A 12543-nucleotide genomic window follows, 5' to 3' on the forward strand; every position below is an offset into this window, starting at 1 on the left:
CCCGGCCTCCCACACTTCTTCCCACCCTACTCGCCTAACCGCGACTGCCACCGCTCGACCAACCCCATCAATTCGACCGGGGAAATCTCGTTGACGTTCGTTCCGCGCAACTCTTCGAGCACCGCCTCGGTCGCCCGGTCGCGCGGCGCTGGCTCGGTTTCAGGCGCTTGTTCTGGTTCCGACTCGTCGCGCAACTGTCCCGACCCCAAATCAAACACGACCTGTTTCGTCCCGCCTGCGCCGCCGCGCACGTCGATTGCCTTGTCCTTTCGCAACCGGTCGAGCACGTCGTCTGCGCGGGTCACGACCGGGCGCGGGACGCCTGCTAACTCTGCGACGTGCACCCCATACGAGCGGTCTGCCGGGCCGTCTCGAATCGTCCGAAGGAAGGTCACGTCGCCGTCGCGTTCGTCTGCGCCCATGTGGACATTGTGCACCGTCGGCAGGCGACCGGCGAGGCTCGTGAGTTCGTGATAGTGCGTGGCGAACAGCGTCTTCGCCCGTATCTCGTTCACGAGATACTCCGTCGCGGCCCACGCAATCGAGATGCCGTCGTAGGTTGCGGTACCCCGGCCCACCTCGTCTAAGATGACGAGCGAATCCTCGGAGGCGGAGTGGAGAATGTTCGCCAGCTCCTGCATCTCGACCATGAACGTAGACCGGCCTTGGGCCAACTCGTCGAGCGCGCCGACGCGGGTGAAGATACCATCGACGAGGCCGATTCGCGCCGCCTTCGCCGGGACGAAACTGCCCACTTGTGCGAGCAAGACGATGAGCGCGACTTGGCGCATATACGTCGATTTCCCGCTCATGTTCGGCCCGGTCACGATAAGGAACGCGTGGTCGTCATCCAGGCTTGCGTCGTTCGGGACGAACTCGGTGGTCTGTTCGACCACGGGGTGACGGCCTGCCTCGATTTCGACTGCCCCACTCTCGGCTAACTCCGGGCGCACCCATCGGTACTTCGCGGCGTGGGCGGCGAAACTGGCGAGCACGTCGAGTTTCGCGAGCGTACGCCCCACGTCCTGCAACAGCGGCGCTTCGCTGGCGACCTCGGCGCGAAGTTCCTGAAACAGTTCGTACTCCAACTCGCCGCGCTGTTCTTCGACTTGCAGAATGTCGCGTTCTTTCTCCTCAAGCTCGGGAATCGTGTATCGTTTCGAGTTCTTGAGCGTCTTTATCTCGCGGTACTCCTCGGGAACCTTCTCGACTTGTGACTTGCCGACCTGAATGTAGTAGCCGTCCGTCCGATTGCGGTCTACCTGCAGGTGTGAGATACCGTACTTCGACTTCTCGCGGCTTGCTACGCTCTCTATCCAGTCGAGGGCGTCGTCGTGTCGGGTGATGAGTTCGTCTAACTCCTCGTCGTAGCCGTAACGAAACAGGCCGCCTTGGGTTACGGTCGCGGGCGGGTCGTCTGCGAGCGCGTCTTCGAGGCGGTCGTGGAGTCGCGCGGCGGCCGCCCGGTCTGGCTCGCCGACGATGTCTGAAAGGGGTGCGTCGCTGAGAATCGGGTCGGCGGAAATCGCGCGCTCTACGTCCGGAAGCAACGCGAGTGTGTCTCGAATTTGGAGTAGCTGATTCGCGCCAGCACTGCCGGAGGCCGCGCGACTCGCCAGCCGTTCGACGTCGTATGCGTCACCGAGAATTTCCCTAAGTTCTTCGCGCGCGAGAGCGGCATCTGCGAGCGCGGCGATACACTGCTGGCGAGTTTCTAACACTTGCGTCGAGCGACGCGGGCGCTGGAGCCACGCCTTGAGCAGGCGGCCGCCGGGACTCGTCACCGTGTGGTCAACCGTCTCGAACAGCGACTGGCCGCCGAGGCCCATCGTCTCTGCGAGTTCGAGGTTGCGTTGGGTCGTCGCGTCGAGTTCGACGTGGTCGTCCGCGTGATACGGGTGCAAGCGCGTCATCGACTGGAGGACGCCCACGCCGGAGGCTTCGACATACGAAAGGACGGCCCCGGCGGCCTGAATCCCGGCTGTTGCCTCTGCGAGACCGACGCTTGCGAGTGCTTCGTCGCCGAACTGCTCTGAGACGGTGTGGCGGGCACGACCCGGTGCGAAGGCGTCTGCGGCGTGCAGCGAGAGCGAGGCGTCGGTTCGAGAGCGCAGCGAATCGAGGAACGATTCGTTGCCGCGAATCGTCGGACCGGGCAGGATTTCTGCGGGCGCAAAGCGGTAGAGTTCAGTGAGGGCGGCGGCTTCATCCTTGACTTCCGTGGCGTGGAACTGGCCGGTGGTCACGTCGGCAAAGGCGAGGCCGAACCTCTCGTCACCTTGGACGACGGCGGCGAGGTACTGGGCGTCTGCGGAGGTGGTTTCGAGGAGCGTGCCGGGGGTGACGACGCGGACGATTTCGCGGGCGAGTCCACCGTCTGCGGTGTCGTACTGGTCTGCGACGGCGACGCGGTAGCCGCGTTCGACGAGTGCCTTGAGGTACGGGGTGAGTTCTTTGAGCGGGACGCCTGCCATCGGATACGACGACCCGTGGCTCGATTTCTGCGAGACTTTCAAGTCGAGTTCGTCGCCGACGAGTTCGGCGTCGTCTGCGAAAAACTCGTAGAAGTCGCCACACTGCATCGCCAGAATATCGGCATCCGTAGACTCCTTGAGCGAGAGAAATTCGCCAACGATGCCCGTCGCCTCAGTCATACCTTGCACTCTCTGCGAAACAGGGTAAAACGCTGTGGGTTCGTCCGGACACCGCGTTTCGGGGAGTCGTCTCCCTGCCACAATAGCTCTCTGTAGGGTTCATAGCGAGTTATTTGCCCCCGATGACACAATGTGCAGATGGCGTACGACACAGACAGGCATCAGCAATTCAGCCCACACGAACCAGTCAATCCAGGTGGCAGTTACTGTCAACCACCGGTTGCAGCCATACCGTTCGAAGACCGTGTCGAACCGTTCGATACCGTAAAACCGGCCGTCCAAATCGTCCATCCAACCGCACCGCGGGCTGCGTACGCCATCTTTCTCTCCTTTCGATACCACAACCACACCAACACATGCGTTCTACAAACTCCACAAAAATCGCCTTCGTCTGCGTCCAGAACGCCGGGCGAAGTCAGATGGCGTTTGCCTTCGAAGAACGCGAACGCACCCGCCGAAACGCAACCCACATCACCCTACTCACCGGCGGGACGAACCCCGCCGTCCACGTCCACGAGACCGTGGCGCAGGTAATGGCCGAAGTTGGCCTCGACATCGCAGACCGCGACCCACGGGAAGTCACGCCCGACGACCTCGCGGAGTACGACTACGTCATCACGATGGGCTGTGCTGCAAACGACGTGTGTCCTTTCGGCTGGGGCGGTGAGAGCCGCGACTGGGCGTTGGACGACCCACACGGAAAATTGCCAGAAGAAGTTCGAGAGATTAGAGACGAAATCGAGCGGCGAGTTGGCGAGTTGTTTGACGAACTCGCCTAATCGAGCGCCGTGAGCAGGTCAAGCGCCCGCGCCGCGAGCGTATCTGCATCCTCCGCGACGAGTTTCACGATTGGCTCCTTACCGACTTCTCCCCTATCAATGACCGCGACGGGCGTCTCGCCATCCCCACTAAAGGCACGGCGTGCGCCCCACCCCATCGTGTTACCTTCTTCTGCTTTCACGTCGTCTGGCTCCTCGCCGCGGTCGAACTCTGCGAGCGACCAGCCCAATTCGTTCAGCGCGGCTTCCACGTCGTCATCGAAGCGGCAGTTCACCGCGAATCGAAGTTGTGGGACGGCTTCGCGGGCGCCGAGCAGGAAGCGCGCGACGTGGCTCGACGCGCCGAATCGGACGCCTCGATTCGGTTTCACGCCCGAAAGCGTACGAGTGATGCGCCCTTCGACGGCCGCTGTTTCAGACACTGCTTCCGCGTACGGTGTCGCGCCGACCACGTTCATGCCGATTTCGGGTACGAGCGCGCGCACGTCTGCTTCGACGAACTGCTGAACGATGCCCTCGACCGCCTCCGCGGTCTCCTCGCGGGCGGCTTTGTTTCTGAGGCCGACAAGGTGGTGGACCGCGCCTGGTCCCTTACCCACATCCAGCGGATAGCGCACCGCGCGCGTCATGAATGAAATGCCCGCGCCGACGGCGTCAGTGAGCGCGTCGCCGTGCGCGAGGCGGGCGGCAATCGCGCTCGACAAGGTGCAGCCGGAGCCGTGGGTGGCGTCCGTTTCAACGCGCTGGTGGGTGAAACGCGCCACCTCGTCGGCTACGAGTACGTCCACGACTTTCTTGCCGGAGACGTGGCCGCCTTTGACGAGCGCGGCGTCCGCGCCCATTTCGACCAACTGTTCACCAGCGGCGATGGCGTCTTCGGTCGTCTCAATCTCAATGCCGGTCAGAACGGTCGCTTCATCCGCGTTCGGCGTGACGAGCGTGGCCTTCGCAATCAGTTCCTGGTAGGCGGCTTCGCCTTCTCGCTCGAACAGGCGGTCACCCGAGGTGGCGACCATCACGGGGTCAACCACAAGCGGTGCGTCGAGGTCAGCCACACGCTCGGTGACGGCCGCGACGACATCGGCGCTGGCGAGCATGCCGGTTTTCACCGCGCGCACGTCGAAATCCGAGACGACGGCGTCGTACTGCGACTCGATTTCCGCGACGGGCAGGGTGAACGCGGCGGTCACGCCTTGGGTGTTCTGGGAGGTCACGCTCGTCACGACGCTCGTGGCGAACGCGCCGTGGGCCTCCATCGTCTTGATATCGGCCTGAATGCCCGCGCCACCGCCCGAATCGCTCCCGGCGATGGTCAGGCACACGGGCGGCGCAACGGGGGCTGGCGTTCGGGTCATTGCAGGTCTGCAAGCTTGCCCATGTTCTCCTCAAACGCACCCCAGAATGGGTCGATTCCGGGGTGGTCGGTCGGCTCGCCATCAACGACGAGGCCGGAGCCAGAGACCACTTCCCCGACCTCTGCGGCCGGAATGCCTTCTGCGTCAAGCGCGGCGAGCACGTCATCGACGCCCTCCGGCGAGACGGTGGCCAGAAGCGTTCCCTCGCTGATGGCGTGCCACATCTCGATGTCGAAGAAGTCGCAGGTCTCCCTGACGCCCGGCAGGACGGGCACGGCGTCAGTTTCGAGTTCGATGCCGACGCCAGCGGAGCGCGCGACTTCGTAGAGCCCGCCGTAGATGCCACATTCGGTGGCGTCGTGCATCGCGGTGACCGGCCCTGCGGCCGCCGCGACGAGCGCGTCCTGTACCGGACTCATGTCGTAGAAGCGGTCTTTTGCGGCAGAAAGCGCCTCGGCGTCCATTTCACCCTCCATCAGCGGTTCGAACTGAATCGAAAGCAGGCCGGTCGCCTCGACTGCGGGTCCTTTCGTGATGATGACTTTGTCACCGACCTGCGCGCCGTTCGGTTTCACGAGGTCGTCGAACTCGCCGACGGCGATGGCCGTCGCGCCGCCGACCATCGGGTAGTTACAGCCAGCATAGCGGGCAGTGTGACCCGTCACGACGCTCACGCCGAGTTCCTTCGCCTCGGCGTCGAACGTCTCCCAGATGGTGGCGAACTCCTCGTCGGTGATTTCAGGTGGGAGATTGAAGTCAATCGAGAGGTGCGTCGGCGTCATGCCCGAGACCGCCACGTCGCTCATCAGGATGTGAAACGCGAACCACGCCGCGCGCTCGAAGCCAAGCGAGGGCATGATGAACACGGGGTCGGTCGCAAGCGCCACCGCTTTCCCACCCACGTCAATGACGCCGAAGTCGACGCCGTGTTGCGGTGAGAGTATCTCATCCTCCCGGTCTGCACCCAAGTTCGGGTAGATGTACTCGTCGAAAAAGTCGCCGTCAATTTTCCCCAAGTCTGCCATAGTGGGGATTACAACTAATTACTATTAGTCAGTAATGGTCTGGTGGAATTACGTCTTCTCTGCGTACTCGGCGTACACCGCCCACGACGGGTCAACTGCAGGGTGTTCGATGCGCTCGCCCGCCGCGAACACGCCCTCACCCTCGCTCACTTCACCCACGTCTGCGACGCGGATGCCTTCGGCTTCGAGGGCGGTGATGACTGCATTTGCGGCTGACGGCTTGGCGGTCATCAACAACGTCCCACAGCTGGTCGAAGCCCACGGGTTCATGTCGAGGTAGTCGCAGACGGCTTCCACGCCGGGGAGCATCGGCACAGCGTCGGGGTCGAAGTCGATGCGGACGCCCGCCCCGCGCGCGAGTTCGACCAATCCGCCGTGGACACCGCCCTCGGTGGCGTCGTGCATCGCGGTGACGCCGCCCGTGGCTCCGGCGATGAGCGCATCTTTGACCACGGTCGTATCCGCCATGCGTGACCGGGCCTGTTCGAGCACGTCATCGGGGAGGGTCATCTGGTCGCCAAACAGCGTCGTGAGCAGGCCAACCGCCTCCGCAGCCGGGCCTTTCGTGATGAGCAGGCGGTCGCCGGGGCGTGCGCCGTCGGGTCGAATCAGGTCGTCGTGGTCGCCGACGCCGAGCACCGTCGCCGCGCCGACCCACGGGAACTCGATGCCCGCATACCGGGCGGTATGGCCGGTGACGACGCTCACGCCGAGCTCTTTGGCTTCTGCGTCGATGGTTTCCCAGATGGTCGCGAACTGTTCGTCGGTAATCTCCGGCGGGAGGGAAAACGAGATGGCGAGATGTGTGGGTGGAATTCCAGACACCGCAACGTCTGCGAGGACGATGTGGAGGGCGAAACGAGCGGCCTGCTCGAAGCCGAGTTGCGGGAGAATCGAGACGGGGTCGGTGGCGATGACGACGGCCTTCTCGCCCACGGAGAGTACGCCGAAGTCAATGCCGTGTTTCGGGCCGAGGGCCACGTCCTCGCGCGGCGCGCCCAGATGCGGGTAGATGTGGGCGTCGAAAAACGCGCGGTCTACCTTGCCGAGGTCGGTCATATGCGCACTTGGAGGCTGGTGAGTAAAAGGCGTCCTCCTGTGATCGCGTCGGAAAATCGATACACCTAACCCGTTCACTGGGTGGATACATGTATATGTCACGACATACCATGTCTCGACTCGGTCTGGTGGTTTACAGATGAGCGCTCTCGGTGCAATCCGTCGAATCAGTGGCCTCGCAAGCGACTACTTCGTCCTCTGGGTGCTCCTCTTTTCGGGTGTCGCGCTCGCAGAACCGTCGCTGTTTACGTGGATTGCGAGTCGTGGCCTCATCGCCCCCGGACTTGGCCTCATCATGCTCGGCATGGGCCTCACCTTGCGTCCGGTTGACTTCCGCAGACTCGCCGAAGAGCCGCGCGACGTTGCCATCGGCGCGCTCGCCCAGTGGATTGTGATGCCGCTTGCGGCCTACGCACTGACCATCGCCCTCTCACTGCCTCCAGAGCTTGCCATCGGCGTCATCCTCGTCGGCGCGGCCCCCGGCGGCACGGCGTCCAACGTGATGGCCTATCTCGGAAAAGGCGACGTTGCCCTTTCGGTCGCTATCACGACGGTGACGACACTCGCCGCGCCGCTCATCATGCCTGCGTGGGTCGTCCTCCTCGCGGGCGAATCGCTCGACGTGACGTTTATGAGTCTGTTTACGAGCATCGTCCAAATCGTCTTCATCCCCGTCGTCCTCGGGTTCGCGCTGCGCTACATTTTGGATGAGAAGGCTCCCGAGGTCGCAGAAGCCGGACTCGACATCTTCCCGCTCGTGAGCGTCGCCACCATCGTCGCCATCGTCGCGGCCGTCGTCGGCCTGAACGTCGAGAACATTCTGACTGCTGGCGCGGCCGTCCTCGTCGCCGTCGTCGCCCACAACGCCATCGGCCTCGGCGCGGGCTACGGCGTTGGCCGCCTCGCGGGCATGGACGAAGACCGGGTGCGCACCTGTACGTTCGAAGTCGGCCTCCAGAACAGCGGGCTGGCCGTCGCGCTCGCCACGGCGTTTTTCAGCCCGACCGCCGCGCTCGTCCCGGCGCTGTTCAGCGTCTGGCACAACGTCACCGGCCCAGCGCTCGCGAGCTACTTCTCGCGCGGGGAGTCGGACGTGGAGGCAGCTCGAACGCACGCCATGAGCGAGTAACCTCCCCGTTCTCCCAGGGTGTGGGCTGATTTTTACGCACTGCAGTTTCGAATCCGAGATTTGCAGGCACCAATCCCGTCGTATCGAAGGGGTAAGTCTATTGAAATATCCGCGCGTATCTTCTCTTGTAGACCATACACTGGTGATTCCTATGACCACAACATCTTCACAACGACAACTGCTCTGGGTGGCGCTCGTCATTCTCGCCGCGTTTCTCATCCTTCCGGCCCTCCTCATGGGCTTTGGACTGATGGGCTATGGCCCCATGATGGGCGGCGTCTGGGGTGGCGGCTTTGGCATGAACAGCGGAACGGTTCCCGGTTTGATGGTGGCCGCTGGCTTCCTGATGCAGCTCCTGTTCTTCGTCGCCATCCTCGCCGGCGGCTACCTGCTCGTGCGGGCGGTGACCGGGACGCAGGGAAGCGACCGTGCCCTCGATGAACTCAGACTTGCCTACGCACGGGGCGACCTGACCGATGAGGAGTACGACGAGCGAAAACGGCGGCTCGAAACAGATCGCCCCTAAGCCAACTCACGGGTTTAGAACCTAGCATACATCTCCCCTTCTAATTTATTTTCGAAGCCACAACCGCATTAGGGTAGTCTCCCCAACATATGGATACACCGCTACCATGGACCGCTGGGAATACGCCCTCTTGACCGCAATCGCACTGGCCGTGGTGGGAATCGGTGTCGTCACCACGAACCAACCCTTGGACACGTTCTTCATAGAAAGCGCGACCACAGCCGCGACGACGACGGTGGCCATGGCGTGGATTACGTGGTGGGCGCTCGTCATCGGCTTCGCCATCGCAGGTGGCGTCGAGGCGTGGGTCAACTCTGACGACATTGCAGACCTGCTCGCCGGACACGGTGCCCGCGAAATCGGCGCTGGTGCCTTTTTCGGCTTCGTCTCCTCGTCGTGCTCCTACAGCGCCATTGCGACCGCGAAAAACCTGTTTAAGAAAGGCGCTTCTGCGGCCGCCGCGCTCGGAGCGTTCATGTTCGCCTCCACCAATCTCGTCATCGAAATCGGTGCCGTCATCTGGATTCTCCTCGGCTGGGAGTTTCTGGTCGCAGACTTCCTCGGCGGCTTCCTCCTCATCGGCCTCATGGCGGCCGCGTTCGTCTATTTCGTCCCAGACGAGGTCATCGAAACGGCGCGCGAGAACGCACAGCAAGACGGCGAGCCGACAGCCGAAGACCCGGTCTGTGGCATGGAGGTCAACCCGGAGGAGACGGAGTACAGCGTAACCCACGACGGGACGACCTACTACTTCTGCTCGCAGTCGTGTAAGGAGAGCTTCGACCCCGCAGAAGCGAACACGACCATTCGAGAGCAAGCCACGTCGCTCGCGGGGTGGAAAGCCCTCGCCGACAAGCAGTGGAAAGAGTGGGGCATGCTCTGGAACGAGATTGCGATTGGCTTCATCTTCGCCGGCCTCATCGCCGGGTTCATCCCCCAGAGCGTCTGGACGAGCATCTTCTCCGGCGGCGCGAACGGCGCCCCCGTATTCATCGTCTGGACGGCCGCGCTCGGAGCCATCGTCGGCGTCGCAACGTTCGTCTGCTCGGTCGGGAACGTCCCCTTCGGCACCGTCCTCTGGACGAACGGTCTGCCGTTCGGGTCGGTGCTCTCGTACATCTACGCAGACCTCATCGTCCCGCCCATCATGGACGCCTACCGCGAGTACTACGGCACCAAATTCGCCGCGATTCTCTCGGGGCTCATCTTCCTCACCTCGGTGGTCGTGGGTGTCGTCATCCACTTCCTGTTCCTCGGACTCGGCATCATCCCCGACCCACAGAGTGCGCAGGTCGCAGAGGTGAAAATCGAGATGAACTACAAGCTGGTGTTGAACGTGCTCGCCACGGCGTTCTTCATCGTGTTGTACTGGCTGCACAGCCGCGACTCGGTCGGGAGCGACAGCCAAGAGATGGCCCACACCGCTGATTAACCCTGCACAACTCATTCCACTGAGACAGCGCACAGTCGGGCAAGCCTCTTTTGCGTGCCTCCCTAGACCACGAACACGATGAGCCAGCAACAAGGAGAATCCATCACCGTCTTTTCGGACTACGTCTGTCCGTTCTGTTATCTCGGCCGCCACTCGCTCAGCCAGTATCAAGACTCGCGTGAGGAACCGCTCGATATCGACTGGCACCCGTTCGACTTGCGCAGCCAAAAGCGCAATCCAGACGGCACCATCGACTTCTCTGTCGATGACGGCAAGGACGAGGACTACTACGCACAGGCGAAAGAGAACGTCCGCCGACTCCAGGAAAAATACGACGTTGAGATGACCCTTGACCTCGCGACGGACATCGACTCGCTGCCCGCGCAGCTAGCCTCGTTCTACGTCAAACAGGAGTATCCAGACCTGTGGCTCGGCTTCGACGAAGCCATCTTCACCGCACTCTGGGAGGAGGGCAAGGACATTGGCGACCGCGACGTGCTCCTGTCGCTCGCAGCAGACGCGGGAATCGACCCGGAGGAACTCGAACTCGCCTTTGAGGACGAGACGCTGCGCGAGCAGGTGTTTGCGAAATTCTCAGAAGCTCACGAATACGGCGTCACGGGCGTGCCAACGTTCGCCTACGACGGGTACGCCGCCCGCGGTGCGGTGCCCCCAGAGCAGTTAGACCGCCTCGTCGAAGGCGTCTGAATCGGCATCTGCACTTATCGCCTCCCCACGCCTACAGCAGTCGTGAACCGAACGGCGAAACTCGCGGCGGCGTCTGCAGTCTGCGCACTCACGCTCTGGGCAGCGTGGGGCATCTACAGCAAGCGGTCGGCTGACCGCGTCACGTATACCGTACAGCGAACCGTCGATGGCGTCGAACTCCGCTCCTATCCCGAAGTCATCCTCGCAGAGACCAGAGCACCGAACGAAACCATCGCGTTTCGTCGGCTGTTCGAATACATCTCCGGCGAGAATCAGGGCGCGGCGAAACTCTCGATGACCACGCCGGTGAGAACCCACACCAGCGCCCTCTCGATGACCACGCCACCGCGTGCTGCAACCGACGAGGAGTTAGTGACGATGGGGTTCTACCTGCCCCGTGAATACACGCCTGCGGCCGTGCCAAAGCCGACGAATCCAACCGTTTCGTTGGTGGTCGAAGTGCCGCGAAGCCTTGCAGTCCGCTCGTTTTCGTTGTACGCGACCGAGAAACGGACGGCCCGCGAAAAGCGCGCACTGCTCGAAACGCTCGCCGCCCACGAAGTCGAGGTTCGCGGCGAACCGTTCTTGCTCCAGTACAACGACCCGTGGACGCCGCCGTTCATGCGGACGAACGAGGTTGCCGTCGAAATCGCGCCGCAAGACTAGCTCGGCTTTTTTCTCTCTCACCTCTCGCCGGGCACCGACGTGTGTCGGTCGTGCATAGTCCGTACGACTTTGGCCCCTCGCCGCAAACTCCGCGTATGAACGTTTTCGAGCGACGCACACGCGCCTGTCAGGACGCACTCGCTGCCGCGGACGCGGACGCCCTCATCTGTTTTCCCGCCGAGAACATGTACTACCTCTCCGGATTTCACGCCGAACCGATGGAGCGCCACCTCTTTTTCATTCTCGCGCGCGAGGGCGACCCCATCTTCATCGCCCCGGAGCTGTATGAAGGCCAGATTCGAGATGCCTCGTGGGTCGAAGACGTGAGAACGTGGGCGGACGGCGACGACCCGCGAAAGCTCGTCGAAAACGTCCTCATCGATCTCGACATCGTCGCCGGAGACCTCCTCGTCGACGACCAGCTGTGGGCACGCTTCACCCAAGACCTCCGCAGGGCGGCTCCCGGCGCGACGTTCGGCCTCGCAAGCACGGTTCTCGCACCGCTCAGAATGCGAAAAGACGCGGCAGAACTCGACGCGATGCGCCACGCCGGGCAAATCGCTGATACGGTGAGCGAACAGGTTCGAGAACTGGGCGACGACGCCCTCGGCATGACCGAAGCCGAACTCGCCCGCCACATCGAGAATCTGTGTATCGACGCCGGCGGCGACGCGCTCTCGTTCGACGTTATCGTCGGGTCGGGACCGAACGGGGCGAAGCCACACCACCGCCACGGCGACCGAAAAATCGAATCTGGCGACCCCGTCGTCCTCGACTTCGGCGTGTTCGCAGCCCACTATCCGAGCGACCAGACGCGAACCGTCGTGTTCGCAGGCGAGCCACCCGAAGGCTTCGAAGCCGCCTTTTCCGCGGTCAAAGCCGCCCAAGAAGCCGCCGTCGAAGCGGTCGAACCCGGCGTCACCGCGGCGTCAATCGACCGCGTTGCCCGCGACATCATCACCGAGGCTGGCTACGGCGAGCAGTTCATCCACCGAACGGGCCATGGGGTCGGCCTCAACGTCCACGAAGACCCGTACATCGTCTCCGGAAACGAGACGGAACTGGAGCCGGGCATGGTGTTCAGCGTCGAACCGGGCGTGTATCTCGACGGCGAGTTCGGCATCCGCATCGAAGACCTCGTGGTCGTCACCGAAGACGGCCACGAACGGCTGAACCATTCTCCACGCGAGTTCTAAGCCGAGAGCCTTTT

At 62.9% G+C, this 12543-nt stretch carries 11 protein-coding genes; 7 read left to right on the forward strand and 4 right to left on the reverse strand.

Features of this window, described 5'->3' with window-relative positions; all coding sequences use genetic code 11:
• Positions 1-26 precede the first annotated feature (26 nt).
• Positions 27-2654 (reverse strand): DNA mismatch repair protein MutS, encoded by a 2628-nt coding sequence (gene mutS, locus V5N13_RS11400; RefSeq protein WP_336360854.1) that lies wholly within the window; start codon positions 2652-2654, stop codon positions 27-29.
• Positions 2655-3010: 356 nt separating this feature from the next.
• Between mutS and V5N13_RS11405 the strand changes: the two genes are divergently transcribed.
• Positions 3011-3433 (forward strand): arsenate-mycothiol transferase ArsC, encoded by a 423-nt coding sequence (locus V5N13_RS11405; protein ID WP_336360855.1) that lies wholly within the window; start codon positions 3011-3013, stop codon positions 3431-3433.
• Here V5N13_RS11405 and thiD read toward each other — a convergent pair.
• Genes thiD through V5N13_RS11420 form a run of 3 tightly spaced genes read right to left on the reverse strand, consistent with a single transcriptional unit; the run spans position 3430 to position 6872 of the window.
• Positions 3430-4788 carry a bifunctional hydroxymethylpyrimidine kinase/phosphomethylpyrimidine kinase gene (gene thiD / locus V5N13_RS11410; RefSeq protein WP_336360856.1) on the reverse strand — a complete coding sequence of 453 codons (1359 nt, stop codon included), beginning with the start codon at positions 4786-4788 and terminating at the stop codon, positions 3430-3432. The genes V5N13_RS11405 and thiD overlap by 4 nt on opposite strands.
• Positions 4785-5813 (reverse strand): AIR synthase family protein, encoded by a 1029-nt coding sequence (locus tag V5N13_RS11415; RefSeq protein WP_336360857.1) that lies wholly within the window; start codon positions 5811-5813, stop codon positions 4785-4787. The genes thiD and V5N13_RS11415 overlap by 4 nt, the downstream gene beginning before the upstream one ends.
• Positions 5814-5861: 48 nt before the next feature.
• On the reverse strand, positions 5862-6872 hold the full coding sequence (locus V5N13_RS11420) for an AIR synthase family protein (protein ID WP_336360858.1): 1011 nt from the start codon (positions 6870-6872) through the stop codon (positions 5862-5864).
• Between the two features lie 139 nt (positions 6873-7011).
• Here V5N13_RS11420 and V5N13_RS11425 point away from each other — a divergent pair, with 139 nt between their 5' ends.
• The 6 genes from V5N13_RS11425 to V5N13_RS11450 all read left to right on the forward strand — a co-directional run bounded on the left by V5N13_RS11425 (position 7012) and on the right by V5N13_RS11450 (position 12529).
• A complete protein-coding gene (locus V5N13_RS11425) occupies positions 7012-8001 on the forward strand; it encodes a bile acid:sodium symporter family protein (RefSeq protein WP_336360859.1) in 990 nt (329 codons plus the stop codon).
• A gap of 151 nt (positions 8002-8152) precedes the next feature.
• Complete coding sequence (locus tag V5N13_RS11430) at positions 8153-8527, forward strand: SHOCT domain-containing protein (protein WP_336360860.1); 375 nt, start codon at positions 8153-8155, stop codon at positions 8525-8527.
• A gap of 106 nt (positions 8528-8633) precedes the next feature.
• Positions 8634-9959 (forward strand): permease, encoded by a 1326-nt coding sequence (locus V5N13_RS11435; RefSeq protein WP_336360861.1) that lies wholly within the window; start codon positions 8634-8636, stop codon positions 9957-9959.
• Between the two features lie 78 nt (positions 9960-10037).
• The gene (locus V5N13_RS11440) at positions 10038-10667 is read left to right on the forward strand and encodes a DsbA family oxidoreductase (RefSeq protein WP_336360862.1); all 630 of its coding nucleotides are present in this window, start codon (positions 10038-10040) and stop codon (positions 10665-10667) included.
• Positions 10668-10709: 42 nt separating this feature from the next.
• Positions 10710-11333, forward strand: a complete 624-nt coding sequence (locus V5N13_RS11445; protein ID WP_336360863.1) for an SOUL family heme-binding protein — start codon at positions 10710-10712, stop codon at positions 11331-11333.
• A 95-nt stretch (positions 11334-11428) separates the two neighbouring features.
• Positions 11429-12529: a M24 family metallopeptidase gene (locus tag V5N13_RS11450; protein WP_336360864.1), complete on the forward strand. Its 1101-nt coding sequence runs from the start codon at positions 11429-11431 to the stop codon at positions 12527-12529.
• Positions 12530-12543: the final 14 nt, after the last annotated feature.

This window comes from Haladaptatus sp. ZSTT2, assembly GCF_037081775.1.
Classification (GTDB): domain Archaea; phylum Halobacteriota; class Halobacteria; order Halobacteriales; family Halococcaceae; genus QDMS2.